The organism is Bradyrhizobium sp. CCBAU 25360, from assembly GCF_028128695.1.
Lineage (GTDB): Bacteria > Pseudomonadota > Alphaproteobacteria > Rhizobiales > Xanthobacteraceae > Bradyrhizobium > Bradyrhizobium ottawaense.
Map to the genome: position 1 here is coordinate 507478 of NZ_LBJA01000042.1, position 18563 is coordinate 526040.

The 18563-nt window shown below is 64.5% G+C and carries 21 protein-coding genes; 19 read left to right on the forward strand and 2 right to left on the reverse strand.

Annotated features, from left to right (window positions below; genetic code table 11):
* The first annotated feature begins 89 nt into the window (after positions 1-89).
* Positions 90-821, forward strand: coding sequence for a cytochrome c biogenesis CcdA family protein (locus tag XH81_RS26390; RefSeq protein ID WP_028143559.1), 732 nt, complete (start codon positions 90-92; stop codon positions 819-821).
* Between the two features lie 2 nt (positions 822-823).
* Here XH81_RS26390 and XH81_RS26395 read toward each other — a convergent pair whose 3' ends face one another.
* Positions 824-1528: a hypothetical protein gene (locus XH81_RS26395; protein ID WP_049801701.1), complete on the reverse strand. Its 705-nt coding sequence runs from the start codon at positions 1526-1528 to the stop codon at positions 824-826.
* A 47-nt stretch (positions 1529-1575) separates the two neighbouring features.
* Between XH81_RS26395 and XH81_RS26400 the strand changes: the two genes are divergently transcribed.
* The 18 genes from XH81_RS26400 (at position 1576) to XH81_RS26485 (ending at position 17300) form a co-directional block, all read left to right on the forward strand.
* Complete coding sequence (locus XH81_RS26400) at positions 1576-2193, forward strand: SoxW family protein (protein ID WP_085967615.1); 618 nt, start codon at positions 1576-1578, stop codon at positions 2191-2193.
* Between the two features lie 129 nt (positions 2194-2322).
* Complete coding sequence (soxX, locus tag XH81_RS26405; RefSeq protein WP_028143562.1) at positions 2323-2778, forward strand: sulfur oxidation c-type cytochrome SoxX; 456 nt, start codon at positions 2323-2325, stop codon at positions 2776-2778.
* Between the two features lie 18 nt (positions 2779-2796).
* Entirely contained in the window at positions 2797-3249 is a 453-nt protein-coding gene (soxY, locus tag XH81_RS26410) for a thiosulfate oxidation carrier protein SoxY (protein ID WP_028143563.1), read from the forward strand.
* A gap of 19 nt (positions 3250-3268) precedes the next feature.
* Positions 3269-3595 (forward strand): thiosulfate oxidation carrier complex protein SoxZ, encoded by a 327-nt coding sequence (gene soxZ, locus XH81_RS26415; protein ID WP_018316049.1) that lies wholly within the window; start codon positions 3269-3271, stop codon positions 3593-3595.
* 29 nt (positions 3596-3624) lie between these two features.
* A complete protein-coding gene (gene soxA, locus XH81_RS26420; protein WP_028143564.1) occupies positions 3625-4446 on the forward strand; it encodes a sulfur oxidation c-type cytochrome SoxA in 822 nt (273 codons plus the stop codon).
* A gap of 27 nt (positions 4447-4473) precedes the next feature.
* Positions 4474-6165, forward strand: coding sequence for a thiosulfohydrolase SoxB (soxB, locus tag XH81_RS26425; RefSeq protein WP_028143565.1), 1692 nt, complete (start codon positions 4474-4476; stop codon positions 6163-6165).
* A 6-nt stretch (positions 6166-6171) separates the two neighbouring features.
* Positions 6172-7434, forward strand: coding sequence for a sulfite dehydrogenase (soxC, locus tag XH81_RS26430; protein ID WP_028143566.1), 1263 nt, complete (start codon positions 6172-6174; stop codon positions 7432-7434).
* Positions 7418-8110: a c-type cytochrome gene (locus XH81_RS26435; RefSeq protein ID WP_244439121.1), complete on the forward strand. Its 693-nt coding sequence runs from the start codon at positions 7418-7420 to the stop codon at positions 8108-8110. Before soxC ends, XH81_RS26435 begins: the two co-directional genes overlap by 17 nt.
* Before the next feature lie 26 nt (positions 8111-8136).
* On the forward strand, positions 8137-8571 hold the full coding sequence (locus XH81_RS26440; protein ID WP_028143567.1) for a DsrE family protein: 435 nt from the start codon (positions 8137-8139) through the stop codon (positions 8569-8571).
* Positions 8572-8586: 15 nt separating this feature from the next.
* The gene (locus tag XH81_RS26445; protein WP_028143568.1) at positions 8587-9492 is read left to right on the forward strand and encodes an alpha/beta hydrolase; all 906 of its coding nucleotides are present in this window, start codon (positions 8587-8589) and stop codon (positions 9490-9492) included.
* Between the two features lie 10 nt (positions 9493-9502).
* On the forward strand, positions 9503-9946 hold the full coding sequence (locus XH81_RS26450) for a DsrE family protein (protein WP_028143569.1): 444 nt from the start codon (positions 9503-9505) through the stop codon (positions 9944-9946).
* Positions 9947-10052: 106 nt separating this feature from the next.
* Positions 10053-11138 (forward strand): YeeE/YedE family protein, encoded by a 1086-nt coding sequence (locus XH81_RS26455; protein WP_038970461.1) that lies wholly within the window; start codon positions 10053-10055, stop codon positions 11136-11138.
* 297 nt (positions 11139-11435) lie between these two features.
* A complete protein-coding gene (locus XH81_RS26460) occupies positions 11436-12695 on the forward strand; it encodes an extracellular solute-binding protein (protein ID WP_028143571.1) in 1260 nt (419 codons plus the stop codon).
* Positions 12696-12697: 2 nt separating this feature from the next.
* The gene (locus tag XH81_RS26465) at positions 12698-13639 is read left to right on the forward strand and encodes a carbohydrate ABC transporter permease (protein ID WP_028143572.1); all 942 of its coding nucleotides are present in this window, start codon (positions 12698-12700) and stop codon (positions 13637-13639) included.
* A complete protein-coding gene (locus XH81_RS26470) occupies positions 13632-14480 on the forward strand; it encodes a carbohydrate ABC transporter permease (protein WP_028143573.1) in 849 nt (282 codons plus the stop codon). Before XH81_RS26465 ends, XH81_RS26470 begins: the two co-directional genes overlap by 8 nt.
* A gap of 21 nt (positions 14481-14501) precedes the next feature.
* Positions 14502-15599: a Gfo/Idh/MocA family protein gene (locus tag XH81_RS26475; RefSeq protein ID WP_038970456.1), complete on the forward strand. Its 1098-nt coding sequence runs from the start codon at positions 14502-14504 to the stop codon at positions 15597-15599.
* Positions 15600-15609: 10 nt separating this feature from the next.
* Positions 15610-16254 (forward strand): ThuA domain-containing protein, encoded by a 645-nt coding sequence (locus XH81_RS26480; RefSeq protein WP_028143575.1) that lies wholly within the window; start codon positions 15610-15612, stop codon positions 16252-16254.
* Complete coding sequence (locus tag XH81_RS26485; protein WP_028143576.1) at positions 16251-17300, forward strand: LacI family DNA-binding transcriptional regulator; 1050 nt, start codon at positions 16251-16253, stop codon at positions 17298-17300. The genes XH81_RS26480 and XH81_RS26485 overlap by 4 nt, the downstream gene beginning before the upstream one ends.
* Positions 17301-17425: 125 nt before the next feature.
* Here XH81_RS26485 and XH81_RS26490 read toward each other — a convergent pair whose 3' ends face one another.
* Positions 17426-18466 (reverse strand): Bug family tripartite tricarboxylate transporter substrate binding protein, encoded by a 1041-nt coding sequence (locus XH81_RS26490; protein WP_028143577.1) that lies wholly within the window; start codon positions 18464-18466, stop codon positions 17426-17428.
* Positions 18467-18563: the final 97 nt, after the last annotated feature.

An 18563-nucleotide genomic window follows, 5' to 3' on the forward strand; every position in this document is an offset into this window, starting at 1 on the left:
CTGCGTAACCGGCCCTTTGCGGACTTGCTTGCAAACGTCCCTGGGGCTTATATCATTAAATTCGTATATGTGCTAGGGATGGGGCGGAAATGACCTTGGACGTCACGCTTGGTGCGGCCTTCGTCGCGGGCCTGTTGTCGTTCTTGTCGCCCTGCATCCTGCCCCTGGTGCCGCCTTTCCTGTGCTACATGGCCGGCGTCTCGGTCACGGATCTATCCGGCGACAGGCCGGATCTGCGGCCACGGATCCTGCTCTCCGCGCTGGCCTTCGTGGCGGGCTTTTCGCTGGTGTTCGTCGCGCTCGGCTCGACCGCCTCGATCGCGGGACGCTTCATTTCCGCGCATCTGTCGATGCTCGGCATCGTCGCCGGCGGGCTGATCATCGTCATGGGCTTGCATTTTCTGGGGCTGCTCAGGATTCCGCTGCTCTATCGCAGCGCGACCGTGCAGGTCGACAACCGCCCGGCCGGCGTGGTGGGGGCCTTCGTCATGGGCCTGGCCTTTGCGTTTGGCTGGACGCCCTGTGCCGGCCCCATCCTCGCCGCCGTGCTGCTGATGGCTGGATCGGAGGACACGACCGGGCGAGGCGCACTGCTGCTGCTCGCCTATTCGGTCGGGACCGGCATTCCCTTCCTGATCGCGGCGGCCTTCACCGGCCGCTTCATTGCCGCGCTCGGTCGTGTGCGCCGGCATCTCGGCCTGATCGAGAAGACGATGGGCGTATTCCTGGTCGCGACGGGTCTGATGTTCCTGACCGGCTTGATGCCCGCGGTCTCGCAATGGCTGCTCGAGCATTTCCCTGCATTGACCAGCATCGGCTGAGGCTAGCCGTAACGGAAGTCGAGCAACTGGGCAAAGGACTGCAGCTCGATGAGGTAACGATGCACGAGGGGGCCGTCGCCCGCCATCGCGGCATGAGCGATCTCGCCGCTGCTGGCGATTGCGCCGTCGATCAGGCGGCGGAATTCACCTTGGGCCGCGATCTCGCTGTTTGCCCATTCGTTACAGCGTTGAAGCCGATCGCGGAACGCGCTTGCAGTGGCAACGGTCTCCTCGGCGTTTGCGGGCGCCGGCCGTTCGCCATACCCGATGGCTGCGACACGCAAGGCTTCCATGGCGGGCGCGATCTCGAAGATGCAATCGCCGATATCGTAGAGGCCTGCGCGACGCCTGAGCGCGTGAGAAGCCTGCCGGAGCGCAAGCAGCTCGCGGCCGGCGGCGACATCGTCTCCGCGGTCCAGTGCAGCCGTCGCCGTCGCCAGCCGTTCGCGACCTCCGTCGAAAAATCTCGACAACTCGGACGGTCCGTCAGCGGGCAGGGAAGCGAGCCGCTTCCACCCGGCGACCGCCTCGTCGGTCTCGATCTGTGCCAGCGCGATATTTCCGGTGCGCGCATAGCTCGCAGCGGTGCGCAGATTGGCCATGATCGGCGCCATCGCCGATGCGACATCCGCAAGTCTATCGGCTTCCGCACCGAGCGCGAGCGCGCTCGAGGCCAGCCATGCCAGCAGCACGATGGTGCAGCGCAAGATCGGATCTCCTTGTCACATTCGTGTATTCGAATATCATAATGAAAATGAGCAGCGCGCAAGATCTTCCGATACACGAAACCCCGACGTCGCTTCGCACGCCGACGCGACGCGGCGTCCTCGCATTCGCAGCAGGCGTGGCCTTGGCCGGCCGCGGCGCGGCGGCGGCCGAGCCCGCCGTCGGAGAAGACGGGCTCTATCACGAGCCCTGGTTCCTGCAGAGCTTCCTCGATCTGCGCGAGGACCTGGATAGCGCTGCGGCCGGCGGCAAGCGCCTTGCCATCATGTGGGAGCTGCGCGGCTGCCCCTATTGCCGCGAGACGCATCTGGTGAACTTCGCCGATGCCGGCATCGCGAGCTACATCCGCGACAATTTCGAGGTGTTGCAGCTCAATCTGATCGGCTCGCGCAAGGTGACGGACTTCGATCGCCAGGAATTGACAGAGAAAGAGCTCGCCCAGAAATACGGGATCCGGTTAACGCCGACCTTTCAGTTTTTTCCGCCATCCGCCGATGGCCTCGAAGCAAAGGACGCGATGGCGCGCGAGGTGGCGCGGGCACCCGGCTATCTCAAGCCGCCGCACTTCCTGGCGATGTTTCGTTTCGTGCGGGAGCGCGCTTACGAGCGCGGCTCGTTCCGGGAGTTTCTGGCCGCGAACGGCTGACCATGAGCGCCTTTCGAATTCCGCTTGACGTCAGCGTTTATATGAACATATCATAATAACTGAATTTGATGAATTGTGAGTCCGTCGTAACCAAGAGCGGGGTCACCCCGCGATCCGAGGGTAGGGAACATGCGGCGCTCGCTTGCTGCTGCGTTTGCACTTTGTCTGTCGGCCGGAAGCGCTCTGGCGCAAGAGCCGAACAAGGAGCCGATCAGGCTCGAAATCGTCAACGACTCCGTGCCGAAATCCCTGACCGGCGCGCCAGGAAATGCCGCCGCCGGCAAGAAGGTGTTTCTGACCCGCACGCTCGGCAATTGCCTGGCCTGCCATCAGGTCACCAGTCTGAAGTCCGAGGAATTCCACGGCGAGTTCGGTCCGTCGCTCGACGATGTCGCCGGCCGCTACACCGAGGCGCAATTGCGCCTCATCGTCGCCGACCCCAAGCGCATCTTCATCAACACCGTCATGCCGGCGTTCTTCAGGAACGACGGCCTCAGCCGGGTGCGCCCGGAATTCGTAGGCAAATCCATTTTGACGGCCGCGCAGGTCGAGGACGTCATCGCTTTTCTCAAGACGCTGAACTGACGGCGAGGAGGATCAGGAATGAAAGCCATCAATCGACGGCAGGCATTTGCGCTCGGGGGCGGCTTCGTCATGCTGACGCTGATGCCCATGGCAGCCGATGCCGAAGTGACGGGCGATGCGGCGAAATGGATCGAGACGTTCACCGGCGGCAAGCAGCCTGCCAAGGGAAAGATCGCGCTCGACCTGCCGGAGATCGCGGAGAACGGCAACACCGTGCCGCTGTCGATCAACATCGAGAGCCCGATGACGGCGGACGCCTATGTGAAAGACGTTCTGATCATCGCGGACGGCAACCCCAATGCGGGCGTGGCGACGTTGTCTTTCACAGCGCTGTCGGGCAAGGCGGAAGCATCGATCCGGATCCGGCTCGCGACCACGCAGAACGTGATTGCGGTCGCGAAGATGAGTGACGGTTCGCTGTTCATGGAGCAGAAGACCGTCAAGGTCACTATCGGCGGCTGCGGCGGCTAAGGGCGTCAGGAGAGGAACAATGGCAGACAAACCGCGTATCAAGCTTCCCAAGGAAGCGGCCAAGGGCGAGGTCATCCAGATCAAGACCCTGGTCTCGCATGTCATGGAATCCGGCCAGCGCAAGGACGCACAGGGCAAGGCCATTCCGCGCAAGATCATCAACAAGTTCGCCTGCGAGTTCAACGGCAAGCCGGTGTTCTCCTGCGCGCTCGAACCGGCGATCTCGGCCAATCCCTACGTCCAGTTCGACGCGCGGGTCGACGAAGCCGGCACGTTCAAGTTCTCCTGGACGGATGACGACGGCACGGTGATCACGGCCGAAGAGAAGATTGCGCTCAAGGCATGATGCGCATCGCGCATTGAGGGAGGCACGCAATGGCGCGACGATTTGTTGGGTTGGCCGCTCTGGTCGTGGCCGCCGCGTCGGTTGCGACGCTCGCGGTCGCAGAGGACGCCGAGCGCAAAGGCATCGCGGCGCCGCCCGGCCACGTCTTCAAGACCATCATCTCCGGCTACGAGTTTCGCAGCAAGGAGACCCGCGCGCTGCAGGACGATGATCTGGAAAATCCGGGCTTCCTCGCCGTGGAGCGCGCGGCGGATGTCTGGAAGAAGGTCGAGGGCGGTGAGGGAAAGTCCTGCATGAGCTGCCACGGCGAAGCCGAGACCAGCATGAAGGGCGTCGGCGCCGCCATGCCGAAATGGGACGACAAGCTGAAGAAGCCGGTCAACCTCGAGCAGCGCATCAACATCTGCCGCAGCGAGCACATGAAGGCGGAGCCCTGGAAGTTCAAATCCCGTGAGCTGACCGACATGACAGCGTTCGTGCGCTACCAGTCGCACGGCATGAAGGTCGCGGTGAAGACCGACGGCCCGATGTCGCCCTGGTTCGATCGCGGCAAGCAGATCTATTACACGCGCTACGGCCAGCTCGATCTCGCTTGCGAGTCCTGCCACGAGCGCAACAACGGCAAGTTCATGCGCGCGGACTTCCTGAGCCAGGGCCAGACCAACGGCTTTCCGACCTATCGGTTGCGCGACCAGCGCCTGGTGCCGCTGCATGAGCGGTTCGAAGGCTGCATGTTCGACGTACGCGCCGAGCCGTTCAAGCCGCTCTCGGACGAGTTCCTCGCGCTCGAGCTCTATGTGGCCTGGCGCGGCATCGGGTTGCCGGTCGAGACGCCGTCGGTGCGCAACTGAAACGTTGAGCTTGCAGGAGTATTGCGCATGATCTCTCGCCGCGAGTTCATTCAGGTTGCCGCGGCAACGGCGGGGCTCTCGACCGGTGCGGGCTCCGGCCTGACCCGCGCGTTCGCCCAGCAGCGCTTGACTGAAAAGGAATTGTTGGCCTTCGAGCCGCTCGGCAACGTCACGCTCGTGCACGTGACCGATATCCACGGTCAGCTGATGCCGCTCTATTTCCGCGAGCCCTCGACCAATCTCGGCGTGGGCGAGGCCAAGGGCCTTCCGCCGCACGTCACCGGCAAGGAGTTTCTCGCCCGGTTCGGCATCGCGCCCGGCTCGTCGGCGGCTTATGCCCTGACCTCGGAGGATTTCGAGGCCCTTGCGAAGAGCTACGGCCGGATCGGCGGCCTCGATCGTGCCGCGACCGTGATCAAGGCGATCCGGGCCGAGCGCGGCGACAAGGTCGCGCTGCTCGACGGCGGGGACACCTGGCAGGGCTCGTGGTCTTCGCTGAAGACGCGCGGTCAGGACATGATCGACTGCATGGCGCTGCTCAAGCCCGACGCCATGACCGGCCATTGGGAGTTCACCTACGGCGCCGATCGGGTCAAGCAGGCCATCGAAGGCCTCGGCTTCCCGTTCCTCGGCCTCAACATCCGCGACACCGAGTGGAACGAGGCGGCGTTCGAGGCCTCGACCATGATCGAGCGCGGCGGGGTCAAGATCGCGGTGCTCGGCCAGGCGTTCCCCTATACGCCGGTCGCCAATCCGCGCTGGATGATTCCGAACTGGTCGTTCGGCGTGCGCGAGGAGGACGTTCAGGCGCAGGTCGACAAGGCGCGCAAGGGCGGCGCGCAACTGGTCGTGCTGCTGTCGCATAACGGTTTCGATGTCGACCGCAAGCTCGCGAGCCGCGTCAAGGGCATCGACGTCATCCTGACCGGGCATACCCATGACGCGCTGCCCGAGGCTGTCAAAGTCGGCAAGACTCTGCTGATCGCCTCGGGCTCGTCCGGCAAGTTCGTCTCGCGGCTCGATCTCGATGTTCGCGACGGTGAGGTCAAGGCTTTCAGGTACAAGCTCATTCCGCTGTTCTCCGATGTGATCACGGCGGACGCCGAGATGGCCGCGAAGATCGCCGAGGTCCGCAAACCCTTCGCCTCCGATCTGGCCAAGGTGCTCGGCAAGACCGACTCGCTGCTCTACCGGCGCGGCAATTTCAACGGTACGTTCGACGATCTGATCTGCCAGGCGCTGCTGCAGGAACGCGACGCCGAGATCGCGCTCTCACCCGGCTTCCGTTGGGGCACCAGCGTGCTGCCGGGGCAGGACGTCACCTTCGAGGATGTCACCAACGCCACCGCGATCACCTATCCCGCGGTCTACCGCATGGGCATGACCGGTTCGCGGTTGAAGGAGATCATCGAGGACGTTGCCGACAATCTCTTCAACGTCGATCCCTATTATCAACAGGGCGGCGATATGGTGCGGATCGGCGGGCTCTCCTACGCGATCGACGTCGCCAAGCCGCAGGGGCAGCGCATCTCCGGCATGCAGGTCCTCAAGACCGGCACGCCGATCGAGCCCGCCAGGGAATATCAGGTCGCCGGCTGGGCCAGCGTCAACGAAGGAACCGAAGGGCCGCCGATCTGGGACGTCGTCGCGAACTACCTGACGCGACAGAAAACCGTTCGGCTCGAGCCCAACCGGGCCGTCAAAGTTACCGGAGCGTAAGAAGCGATGTCGAAGATGGACAGTCAATCCCGTCGCAGCTTCCTGGCCGCCGGGGCCGGCGTCGCGGCCACGATGCTGGCAAGGCCGGCGGCCGCAGGCGGAAATCCCGCCAACCAGCCGCCCAATGTGCCGGAATGGACCAAGTCGCTCGGCGAGGGCGTCGCGGTGCGCCCGTATGGCAAGCCGTCGAAATTCGAGAAGGACGTCGTCCGGCGCGACGTCGAATGGCTGACCGCCTCGCGCGAATCCTCGGTGAGCTTCACCCCGCTGCATGAGCTCGAAGGCATCATCACCCCGAACGGCCTCTGTTTCGAGCGGCATCATGGCGGCATCGCCGAGGTCGACCCGGCCGATCATCGCTTAATGATCCACGGGCTCGTGGAGCGTCCGCTGATCCTCACGCTGGAGGAGCTGAAGCGCTATCCGCGCGTCAACCGCATCCACTTCATGGAATGCGCGGCGAATTCGGGCATGGAATGGCGCGGCGCCCAGCTCAATGGCTGCCAGTTCACCCACGGCATGATCCACTGCGTGCAGTACACCGGCGTCTCGCTGCGCACTCTGCTGGAGGAAGCCGGCGTCAAGACGAGCGGCAAGTGGCTGCTGGTCGAAGGCGCCGACGCGGCTGCGATGGACCGCAGTCTGCCGATCGAGAAAGCGCTCGACGACTGCATCATCGCCTACAAGATGAACGGCGAGGCGCTCTATCCCGAGCAGGGCTATCCGATGCGGCTCGTGGTGCCGGGCTGGCAGGGCAATCTCTGGGTCAAGTGGCTGCGCCGCATCAAGGTCGGCGACCAGCCCTGGCACACTCGCGAGGAGACGTCGAAATACACGGACCTAATGCCGAGCGGCAAGGCGCGCCGCTTCACCTGGTCGATGGACGCCAAGTCCGTGATCACCAGCCCGAGCCCGCAAGCGCCGATCAAGCACGGCAAAGGCTTTACCATCGTCTCGGGTCTGGCCTGGAGCGGCAACGGCAAGGTCAAGCGCGTGGACGTGTCGCTCGACGGCGGCCGAAATTGGTGGCCGGCGCGGCTCGACGGGCCCGTTCTCGACAAGGCGCTGACGCGTTTTTACTACGAATTCGACTGGAACGGCGAGCCGCTGCTGCTGCAATCGCGCGTGCAGGACGAGACGGGTTACGTGCAGCCGAGCAAGGCGGAGCTGCGCAAGATCCGCGGCGTCAATTCCATCTATCACAACAATGGCATCCAGACCTGGCATGTGCAGGCCAATGGTGAGGTCGAGAATGTCGAAGTCGCTTAAGTTCGTTGCAGCCGCGCTGCTCGCCTGTGCGCCGAGCGCGCCGGCGCTTGCGCAGCAGAAGGCGGATGCCAAGAGCGGTCCCCGCTATCACATCGGCCGCGCGCCGACCACGGACGAGATCCGCGGCTGGGATATCGACGTGCGCCCGGACGGCCAGGGCCTGCCGGAAGGCAAGGGCACGGCCATGCAGGGCGAAAAGCTGTTCATGGACAATTGCTCGAGCTGCCACGGCGAGTTCGGCGAGGGGAACGGCCGCTGGCCGGTGCTGGCCGGCGGCAAGGGCTCACTGACGTCGGACAATCCGGTCAAGACCGTGGGCTCGTACTGGCCCTACGCGTCCACCGTGTTCGACTACGTCCGTCACGCCATGCCTTACGGCAATACGGGATCCCTGTCCGTCGATGAATATTATGCGCTGGTCGCTTACGTCCTCTATCTGAACGACGTCGTCACCGATCAAAACTTCGAGCTGAACAAGAAGACCCTTGCGACGATCAAGATGCCGAACGAGCAGGGGTTCGTGATGGACGACCGCGCCACCACCGAGAAGTCGTTCTGGCAGAAAGACCCCTGCATGAATAACTGCGTCGCCCCGGTGAAGATTATCGGGCGCGCTGCCGCCATCGACGTGACGCCCGAGGACGGCAAGGAGAAGAAGTCGCGGGGCGTGGAGTGATACACGGCCGGGCGAACCGCCGCGCGCTGCTGCATGCGGCTCTCGCTGTTGGCTCGCTCATCGCAATCCGTCCCGCCGCGGCCCAGGCGGCCGAATTTCACAGGCTCGCGCTGCAGATCAGCGACGACGACCCGGTCAAGATGCGTGCCGTGCTCGATGTCGCGGCCAACGTCTCGCGGCACTATTCCGGACAGGGCGAGGACGTCGAAATCGCTGTGGTCGCTTTCAACGGCGGCCTCGACATGCTGCTCGCGGACCGCTCGCCGGTGAAGGAGCGCCTGGGGAATTTCCTGAAATCGATGCCGAATGTGAGCTTCATCGCCTGCGGCAACACGCTGGAGACGCTGGCGGCGAAGGAGGACAAGCGGCCGCCGCTGATCGATGGCGTCAGCGTCACGCAGGTCGGGGTTGCCGCGCTGATGGAATTGGCGGAGAAGAGCTGGACAATTGTCCGGCCCTGAGGAGAAAGCCCGCTGATGCGATGGTTGATAGCACTGACAGTCTTGCTCGCGCTCGCAGGGCCTGCAGGTGCGGCCGAGCAGGAGCTCGAGTTGTCGGTCGACGGCCGCACCACGCTCGCGACACTGCGCACGCCAGCCTCGACGAAACCCGATACTCCGCTTGTCGTAATGACCCACGGCACGCTCGCGCACAAGGACATGGAGGTCATTCAGGGCGTTGCCAAGGCGCTTGAGCAGCGCGGCATCGCTTCGCTCGCCCATACGCTGTCGCTGGGGCTCGATCGCCGCAAGGGCATGTACGACTGTACCGCGCGGCATGACCATGTCGTTGAGAGTGCAGTTGCGGAGATCAGCGCTTGGGTCGCGCGGGCGAGGGGCAGGTCTCGGCTCGTCTTCGCGTTCGGCCATTCGCGCGGCGGCAACCAGGTCGCACGGTATCTCGCTGCAAGCGAAGCCGCGCCGGTGGCGGGTGGGGTGTTGCTGGCGCCGGTGACCGCGAAGGCCGAGGCTGATCTGCGCGCCTCCTACGCCAAGACCTATGGCAAGCCGCTCGAACCGTTTCTGGAGCTGGCAACCAAGGCGGTTGCGGCCGGCCGCGGCGGGGAGTGGATGGACGTGCCGGGCTTCGTCTATTGCCGCAATGCCGTGGTTACCGCGCGGACCTTTGCGTCATTCTACGGTCCCGATGCCGGCCAGGACACGGCCGCGCTCGTAGCGCGCGTGAAGCTGCCGGTGCTGGTGCTCGCCGCCACCAAGGATAGCGTTGTGCCCGATGTAGCACAGGCCTTCGATTCGCTTGCTGGTTCGAGCGGGGGCAGAGTGCAGCTCGACAAGATCGAGGATGCCGATCATTTCTTCCGCGACCTGTTCGCGGAAGACGTCGCCGATCGAATCGCCGAGTTCATCAAGCAGGCACGATAGGAGGGGGACCATGCAGCGTCGATCCATGCTTCGCGCGAGCCTTGCCGGGCTATTTGGTGCGTTCGCGGTGCGCCAGGCGTCCGCGGCGACGGAAACGCCCGCGCGGCAGCGCGTCGTCTATCATCTCGCCGATGCCGATCGTGTCGTCTTCGTTCTGGGCAATCTGCAGAACCATGTCGACGGCGTTGGCGGGCCTGGCAAGGCCGACATCAGGCTGGTCGTGCACGGGCCGGCGCTGCGTGCTTTCCACGCGCTGGCGGCGCAGGACCACACCGTTGCGATGATGACGAAGCTCGTCGATGCCGGCGTCGGCTTCGATGCCTGCGCCAATACGATGAAGGCGCAGGGCGTCAAGCTGGACGATCTCACGCCCGGCTTCGTGGTGGCCGAGAAGGGCGGCGTGGTGCGGCTCGTCGAGCTGCAACAGCAGGGATATGCTTATCTACGGCCATGAGGCCGCTCCGCTCCGGCATCCTGAGACGTCGAGCCTTGATCTGGCTCATGGGACGCGACGACGCGATCGCTAGAATTGCATGCTCGCAGGACCAACCGAGGCGGACGTGCTGACGCCGATCATTGATCTCTTGGGTGAAGATTCGCTGTCATGGTTCGGCGGCCTCGTGGTCGGAGGTCTGTTCGGGTTCTTCGCGCAGCGCAGCCGCTTCTGCCTGCGTGCCGCGGCGGTCGAATTCTCCCGCGGCGAGGGCGGCCCGCGCCTTGCGGTCTGGCTGCTGACCTTTGCCGCGGCGCTGGTCGGCACGCAAGGTTTTGTCGCGCTCGGCTGGCTCGAAATATCCGAGGCGCGCCAGCTCGCGCAGCAGGGCAGTATCTCCGGCGCTCTCCTCGGCGGCGTGATGTTCGGTTGCGGGATGATCCTGGCGCGGGGTTGCGCCAGCCGGCTGCTGGTGCTCTCGGCGAACGGAAACCTCCGGGCGTTGTTGTCGGGGCTGGTGTTTGCCGTGACCGCGCAAGCCTCCTATCGCGGCCTGCTGTCGCCCGCCCGTGAATGGGTGACCAACCTGTGGCTGGTCGATGGCGGTCCGTCGCGCGACATCATGGCCATGTTCGGTGCCGGTACGCCCGAGAAGCTAGCATTCGGAGGTTTGTGGCTGATTGCCGGGCTGGCCTTCGCCTTTCGCAGCCGGTTGCCGCGCCGGCTGATCCTTGCTGCGCTCGCAACCGGAACGGCCGTCGTCGCCGGCTGGCTCTTCACCTACCAGCTGTCGCAGGCTTCCTTCGCGCCGGTGACGCTGAAGAGCCTCACCTTCAGCGGGCCTTCGGCCGAGTTGCTGATGCTGGTGCTCAACAGCGCGCAGCTCCGGCTCGGCTTCGACCTCGGCATCGTCCCCGGCGTATTCCTCGGCTCGTTTCTGGCCGCGGCGCGTGCACATGAACTGAAGCTCGAGGGGTTCTCGGACGGGCTCGGCATGCGGCGCTACCTGTTCGGCGCGGTGCTGATGGGGTTCGGTGCGATGCTCGCCGGCGGCTGCGCGGTCGGCGCTGGCGTGACCGGTGCCTCCGTATTCGCACTCACCGCCTGGCTCGTGCTCGGCGGCATGTGGCTGGGGGCGGGACTCACGGATGTGCTCGTCGACCGCGCCGGCATGCCGCAGCAGACGCCGGGCTTGCCGGCCGCGAGCGGCTGAGATCCAGCGATCACGCCTCGTTCGCCGCAGGCATGGATATCTCTGGCGCATTCCGTTTTCGTCGGCGGCAGCGCTTCGGAATTTGCCGTCGATCGATACGACGAGTTCAGAAGGTTGACGCTCAGGCCCCGAGGGGCTCGCCAGCTAAGCCTGAACGAAGCACGGTTGCCATGCAGCTCTTCCGCAGGCTTCAGCCACGTCCCGCGTGAGGTGCGTAGATCAGAATTTTAGTTGCGTACCTCAAAAATCGGGAGCAGGATCGCGGCAAAGAATAAGATCCGGTCGGGAGGAGATGTGATGAGACTGCTCGGGAAGCTGGGACTCGCCGCTGCCGCATGCCTGCTTTTGGCCGACGCCGCCGCAGCCGACACGATCGTAAAGTGGCTACACATCGAGGCAAATCCGGCCCAGGTGAAAATCTGGGAGGAGGTCGCGCGCGCCTATGAGGCCTCCCATCCTGGCGTCAAGGTCGAGATGCAGTTTCTCGAGAACGAATCCTACAAGGCCAAGCTGCCGACCATCCTGCAATCCAAGGACCGGCCGAACATCATCTACAGCTGGGCCGGCGGCGTCCTGAAGACCCAGATCGAGGCAGGCGTTCTCGACGACATCACCGAACAGGTGAAGGGTTACAGCGACAGTCTCACCCCGGCCGCGCTCGCCGCGTTCACCGCTAACGGCCGCGTTTATGGTCTGCCGACCGCGCTGTCGCAGGTCGGCTTCCTCTGCAACAAGGAGCTGATGGCCAAGGCGAAAGTCGATCCTGCCGGGATCAAGAGCTGGGACGATCTGCTTGCGGCGGTGAAGACGCTGAAGGCCGCCGGCGTGACCCCGATCGTGGTCGGCGGCGCCGACAAATGGCCGTTGCACTTCTACTGGACCCATCTTGCGGTGCGCATCGGCGGCAAGCCGGCATTCGACGCTGCATTGCGCGGCGAGGACAGCGGCTTCGCCGGCGAGACCTTCCAGAAGTCCGGCGAGCTGTTCAAGCAACTCGTCGATCTCCAGCCGTTCCAGAATGGCTTCCTTGGTTTCAAGAATCCGCAGGCCGTCGGCTATTTCGGCGACGGCAAGGCGGCGATGACGCTCGCGATCAGCACGGTCTATCATTTGCAGCGCGCTCTCGCCGCCGACAAGGTCGGATTGAGCGAAGACAAGATCTGCTGGTTCGACTTCCCGGTGGTATCAGGCGGCAAGGGCGCGCCCACCGACACGCTCGGCGGCATCACCGGCTGGCTGGTCACGAAAGGCTCGCCGAAGGAGGCGGTCGATTTCCTGAAGTACTTCGTCTCGAAGGACGTGCAGACGCGACTTGCGGCGGGTAACTTCATCATCCCGGTGGTGCAGGGCGCGGACGCTGGTCTCAACAATGCCTTCATGAAGCTGATCGCGACCAATCTGGCGAAGTCGAACTACCACCAGAACTTCTATGATCAGAGCCTTGGTCCGTCGGTCGGCCGCGTCGTCAACGACGTCACCGCGGAGATCGCCGGTGGCAGCATGAGCCCGCAGAATGCGGCGAAGGCGATCGAGGCGGCGTGGAAGCAGGGCAACTGACGGTGGCGCGGCGTATCGCGAATTCGCCCGCGATAGGCGTTGCGGAGACACCGTTCTCTTCGCTCGCGGTCCGCGGCCCGGCCTGGGACGGCCGCTTCACGGTCCTGATCCTGTTCCTGCCGCCGGCGCTGTTATTGTTCACGCTGTTCGTGGTGCTGCCGATCGGCGAGGCCGCCTGGTATTCGGCCTTCAACTGGAACGGGTTCGGCAGGCCGACCAACTGGATCGGTTTCGACAATTACCGCTTCGTGCTGGAGACGCGCGCCTTCTGGCTCGCGCTGCGCAACAATGGGCTGATTATTGCGGTCTCGCTCGCGGTCCAGCTGCCGCTCGCGCTGACGCTGGCCTTGATGCTCGCCGAACGCTTTCGCGGGTCGGTGGCGCTGCGCATGCTGTTCTTCATGCCCTATATCCTGGCCGAGATCGCGACCGGGCTGATCTTCAGCTTCGTCTATGACGGTGACTACGGCCTCGTCGCCTCGATCTGGCGCAGTTTCGGCGCCGAGCCGCCGCACCTGCTGGCCTCGACCGACACGTCGATGCTGGCCGTGCTGATCGTGATCGTGTGGAAGTATTTTGGCTTCCACATGATGCTGTTCATCGCGGCGCTCCAGAGCCTCGACAAGAGCCTGATCGAGGCGGCGCGCATCGACGGTGCGACGCGGCTGCAAGCCCTGCGCCATGTCGTCATTCCCTTGCTCTATCCGACGATTCGCCTCTCGGTGTTTTTCGCCATTGTCGGCTCGCTGCAGCTGTTCGACCTCGTCATGCCGCTGACACGCGGGGGGCCTGCGGACTCCTCGAACACGATGGTGAGCTTCCTCTACAACAACGGCATCTCTCGCATGCGGGTCGGCTATGGCAGCGCCATCGGCGTCATCCTGTTCGCGATCTGCGTGACATTTGCCTTTACCTACAAGCGTTGGTTCATGCGCGATGAGTAGTGCGAAGATCTCTCGTACGCCGGTCGATCCCGCCGTGCTGTTCAAGGCGGTGTTCCTCGCCATCGTGGCCATCTTCGTGCTGGTGCCGCTGCTCGCGACGTTGCTCGGCGGCTTCAAATCGCTCGGCGAATTGCGTGTCAACCCGTTCGGTTTGCCGCGTCACTGGGAGTGGCAGAATTATTCCGACATCCTGTTCTCCGCGCGCTACTGGCAGCTCCTGCGCAATTCGCTGATCATATCGTCGCTCGCGGTGGTGTTGACCCTGATCACGGCCTCGATGGCGGCGTTCACCTTTGCCCATGTCAGGTTCTACGGCAGCTCGATGCTGCTGAGCTATCTCACGCTCGGCCTGCTGTTTCCGGCGGCGACCGCGGTGCTTCCGTTGTTCATCAAGGTGCGCGATCTCGGGCTGCTCGATACCTATTTCGGCGTTGCGTTGCCGCAGGTGGCCTTCAGCCTCGCGATGAGCGTGCTGCTGCTCCGGCGTTTCTTCATGGACATTCCCTATGAACTGCTCGAGGCTGCGCTGGTCGACGGCTGCAGCTACATCAAGTTCTTCCGCTATGTGACGTTGCCGCTGTCGCGGCCGATCCTGGCGACCGTCGGGACCATCACCTTCGTCAACAGCTGGAATGCCTATCTGCTGCCGCTGGTGATGCTCAACACGGATGCGCTCTATCCCTGGCCGCTCGGCATCATGGTCTATCAGGGCGAGTATTCGTCCGAATGGCACCTGATCCTGGCCTTCATCACGTTGACCATCCTGCCGACGATCATTCTCTTCCTTCTGGCGCAGAAGCACATCGTTGCCGGCCTCACTGCAGGTGCGGTCAAGGGATGAACGGACCTTACGGAGATCACAATGAGAAAAGTCGGAATTGGAATCATCGGCTGCGGTGTCATCAGCACCGCCTATCTCAAGGCGGCGCAACGCTTCCCGGTCATGGAGGTCAGGGCGCTCGCCGATATGCGCAGTGAAGTCGCGGAGCGGCAGGGTGCCGCTTTCGGGCTGCCGGCGATGCGGGTCGATCAATTGCTCAGACGCGATGACGTCGAGGTCGTCGTCAATCTCACGGTGCCGCTGGCCCACACCGACGTCAGTCTGGCGGTGCTGAATGCCGGAAAGCATGTCCATTCCGAGAAGCCGCTCGGCATCAACGCCGCCGAAGCCCGCAAGGTGATCGATCTCGCCGCACAGAAGAACCTGCGCGTCGGCTGCGCGCCCGACACTTTCCTCGGAGGCGGGCACCAGACCGCCCGCAAGCTGATCGACGACGGCGCGATCGGCACGCCGGTGGCGGGCAGCGCCTTCTTCGGCTGCCCCGGCCATGAGCGCTGGCACCCGGCGCCGGGCTTCTATTACTTGCGCGGCGGCGGGCCGATGCTCGACATGGGGCCGTACTACATCACCGATCTCGTGCAGTTGCTCGGCCCGGTCGCTAGCGTGATGGGCTCGACCGCGAGGCCGAAATCGGAGCGCTTGGTCACCAGCCAGCCGATGAACGGCACGCTGATCCCGGTCGAGGTTTCGACCCATGTCGCGGGTACGCTTGAATTCGAGAGCGGAGCAGTCATCTCGATCGCGATGAGCTTCGATGTACCGAAGCACCGGCATGCGCCGATCGAGATCTATGGCGACAAGGGCAGCATGCAGGTGCCGGACCCGAACCGTTTCGGCGGCGAGGTGCACCTCGCCAGGACCGGCGGCGAATGGGAAACGATGCCGTTGACGCACGGCCATGTCGAGGGTGAGTTCCGCTCCATTGGGGTCGCCGACATGGCATCCGCGATCCTGAACAACCGTCCGCACCGCGCCAGCGGTGCGCTTGCGTTTCACGTGCTGGAGGTGATGGAGGCGTTCCAGACCTCCGCCGATGAAGGGCGGCGCGTCAAGATCGAGAGCAGCGTCGAGCGGCCGGCGATGCTGCCGGCGGGACGTGAAACGGGGCAGATCGATTGAGGGAATGACCATGCGCAAGGCAATGATTGTATGGGGCGGCTGGCCGGGACACGATCCGGATCTCTGCGCCTCGATGATTCGCGGCTGGCTGAGAGCGGAAGGCTTCGAGGTGCGGATCGAGACGACGACGGCGGCATTCGCCGATCCCGCGATCCACGACATGTCGCTGATCATCCCGATCTACACGATGTCGAAGATCGAGAAGGCGGAAGCGCTCAATCTCTGCGCAGCAGTGCGGAGCGGCGTCGGGCTCGCCGGCCATCATGGCGGCATGTGCGATGCGTTCCGCGATTCCGTCGACTACCAATTCATGTGCGGCGGGCAGTGGGTGGCCCATCCCGGCAACATCATCGACTACAAGGTCGACTTGACGAAGCCGGATGACCCCATCATGAAGGGCCTGAACAGTTTCGAACATCGTTCCGAGCAATATTACATGCATGTCGACCCCGCCAACGAGGTGCTGGCGACGACGACCTTCACCGGCGAGCACGCGCCGTGGATCGAGGGCGTGGTGATGCCCGTGGTCTGGAAGAAGCGCTACGGCGCGGGCAGGGTGTTCTATTCCTCGCTCGGCCACCGTGCCTACGAGCTCGACGTGCCGGAGATCCGGACACTGATGACCCGCGGCATGCTTTGGGCGGCGCGCGAATGACGGGAGGGGCGACGCAGCCGGCGATTCGCGCCACGCTCGAGGACGTCGCACGTGCGGCCGGCGTTTCGCTTGCGACCGTCGATCGCGTCGTCAACCGGCGCGAGGGCGTGCGCGCCAAGACCGTCGCGCGTGTCGAGGCCGCGGTGGCAAAACTCGGCTATCGCGCCGACGTCGCGGCCGCGCGGCTCGCCCGCGGGCAGACGTTCCGCTTCGCCTTCGTGCTGCCGACCGGCAGCAACAGCTTCATGACCAATCTGAGCGAGCAGGTCCAGCGCACCGCGGACTGGCTCGCCGGCCAGCGCGGCTTCATCGACATTCTCCGTGTCGACGTGTTCGATCCGGATCTGCTCGCCGGCGCGCTGGAAACCCTGTCGCCGGCCTACCAGGGCGTCGCCGTCATCGCGCTCGATCATCCCAGGGTTCGGGCCGCGATCGACGAGCTCGTCGGACGCGGGGTCGCCGTGGTGACCCTCGTGTCGGACGCGCCAAGCTCGCGCCGCCTGCATTATGTCGGCATCGACAATCCGGCCGCAGGCCGCACCGCCGCAACGTTGATGGGGCGCTTCCTTGCTGGGCGCGAGGGGACGGTCGCGGTGATCGCGGGGTCGCTGTCGCTGCGCGATCACACTGAACGGCAGTTCGGTTTCCATCAGATCCTGTCCAGCGAGTATCCGAACCTGCCCGCGCTACCGGTCATCGAGGGCCGGGACGACAGCGATCGCACGCGGAAGCTTACGGCTGCGCTGCTCGCGCGCCATGCCGATCTTCGCGGCATATACTGCTGCGGCGCCGGAAACCGCGGCATCGCCGATGCGCTCGAGGCCTCGGGCCGCGCTCGCGAGGTGGTCTGGATCACCCATGAGCTGACCCAATATACACGGCGTTTCCTGGTTCGCGGCACGCTCGATGCCGTGATCAATCAGGATCCCGGGCACGAGGCGCGCTCTGCGGCACGCGTTCTGCTCGCGCACTGTTCGGGCGAGCCAATCAGCCCCGACCAAGAACGCATCCGCATCGACATTTTTCTGCGGGATAATCTGCCGTAACGCGAGCTCATACCGCCAGCACGCAGCATTGAGCCAGGCGCGAGCCGCTCGGCGAGCGAGCTTTGGGCGAGCAGGGCGCGGGTGGCGGATCACGCGGAAGAGGCTGATTACCCAAAAGCTGGCAGTCACATCGGCTCGATGCCGATCTTCTTGATGATCCCGGCCCATTTTGTGGTTTCCGCGGTCATGAAATCCTTCAGACCTTGGGGGGCCATCACCAGGGGCTCGGCGCCCTGCTCCACCAGGAGGGTGCGCACCTTCGGATCGTTCATGGCTTCGATCATGGCGGCATAGAGCTTGTCGATAACGGCGGTGCCGGTGCCCGCGGGCGCGAGCAGGGCAAGCCACGCCGCGCTCTCGTAATCCTTCAGGCCAGCCTCGGCCGCGGTCGGCACGTCCGGCAGCGCCGTCATGCGCTTGTCGCTGGCGACCGCGAGCGGACGCGCATCGCCGCTCCTGATCAGACCGATGACATTCGGCAAGAGCTGGAAGCCGAGCGGGACCTGGCCCGCGATGAAGTCCGGCGTGTAAGCAGCGATGTTGCGGTAAGGAACGTGGGTGATCTCGGTGCCCGTGAGCTGCTCGAAATAGGCAGCCGCGAGGTGCTGCGACGAGCCGACTCCGACCGTCCCGTAGTTCAGCTCCCGGGGGCGGGCCTTGGTGTACTCGATCAGCTCGTGCAGGGATTTCGGCGGCAGCCTCGAATTGATTACGATGACATTCGGCAACGTGGCGAACAGTCCGATCGGGGCGAAATCCTTCAGCGGATCGTAGGGCAGCTCCTTGTACAGTGATCGGTTCGCGGCCAGTGGGCCGGAGGTGCTCATCAGCAACGTGTAGCCGTCCGGGGCGGCATGTGCAGCGGCGGCGGTACCGATATTGCCGCCGGCGCCAGGGCGGTTGTCGACTACGAAGGCCTGCCCCAGTGACGTCGACATGCGGTTGAGCAGGATGCGCGTGATGACGTCGCTGGCGCTGCCGCCGGCGAAGGGCACGAGCACCTGGATCGGACGCGCGGGGTAGTCTTGGGCTTGCGCGGGACGCAGCCCGGTGGCGGAGAGAGCCGCGCCCAGGCCGAGCGAGAGCAAAGACCTGCGGTCAGGGTGAAATCCTTCAACGTGCGGCGCTGTGTCGTCCGCGATCCTGCTGTGACCGAACCTTGCCATCTCGGACTGAATCTCCCGACCGCGTCTTGTTCTGCGAGCCTTGGGAGCGTCCGTGACAGGAGTTGTCCGGAGGAGCGCCAGGCCGCGATTTTCTGCG

Coding starts and splice junctions, on each gene's coding strand:
- XH81_RS26460 (WP_028143571.1), top strand. CDS start 11,436: ATGAGACTGCTCGGGAAGCTGGGACTCGCCGCTGCCGCATGCCTGCTT.
- XH81_RS26450 (WP_028143569.1), top strand. CDS start 9,503: ATGCAGCGTCGATCCATGCTTCGCGCGAGCCTTGCCGGGCTATTTGGT.
- soxA (WP_028143564.1), top strand. CDS start 3,625: ATGGCGCGACGATTTGTTGGGTTGGCCGCTCTGGTCGTGGCCGCCGCG.
- soxC (WP_028143566.1), top strand. CDS start 6,172: ATGTCGAAGATGGACAGTCAATCCCGTCGCAGCTTCCTGGCCGCCGGG.
- soxB (WP_028143565.1), top strand. CDS start 4,474: ATGATCTCTCGCCGCGAGTTCATTCAGGTTGCCGCGGCAACGGCGGGG.
- XH81_RS26480 (WP_028143575.1), top strand. CDS start 15,610: ATGCGCAAGGCAATGATTGTATGGGGCGGCTGGCCGGGACACGATCCG.
- XH81_RS26390 (WP_028143559.1), top strand. CDS start 90: ATGACCTTGGACGTCACGCTTGGTGCGGCCTTCGTCGCGGGCCTGTTG.
- soxY (WP_028143563.1), top strand. CDS start 2,797: ATGAAAGCCATCAATCGACGGCAGGCATTTGCGCTCGGGGGCGGCTTC.
- XH81_RS26400 (WP_085967615.1), top strand. CDS start 1,576: ATGAGCAGCGCGCAAGATCTTCCGATACACGAAACCCCGACGTCGCTT.
- soxX (WP_028143562.1), top strand. CDS start 2,323: ATGCGGCGCTCGCTTGCTGCTGCGTTTGCACTTTGTCTGTCGGCCGGA.
- XH81_RS26470 (WP_028143573.1), top strand. CDS start 13,632: ATGAGTAGTGCGAAGATCTCTCGTACGCCGGTCGATCCCGCCGTGCTG.
- XH81_RS26485 (WP_028143576.1), top strand. CDS start 16,251: ATGACGGGAGGGGCGACGCAGCCGGCGATTCGCGCCACGCTCGAGGAC.
- soxZ (WP_018316049.1), top strand. CDS start 3,269: ATGGCAGACAAACCGCGTATCAAGCTTCCCAAGGAAGCGGCCAAGGGC.
- XH81_RS26490 (WP_028143577.1), bottom strand. CDS start 18,466: ATGGCAAGGTTCGGTCACAGCAGGATCGCGGACGACACAGCGCCGCAC.
- XH81_RS26435 (WP_244439121.1), top strand. CDS start 7,418: ATGTCGAAGTCGCTTAAGTTCGTTGCAGCCGCGCTGCTCGCCTGTGCG.
- XH81_RS26475 (WP_038970456.1), top strand. CDS start 14,502: ATGAGAAAAGTCGGAATTGGAATCATCGGCTGCGGTGTCATCAGCACC.
- XH81_RS26445 (WP_028143568.1), top strand. CDS start 8,587: ATGCGATGGTTGATAGCACTGACAGTCTTGCTCGCGCTCGCAGGGCCT.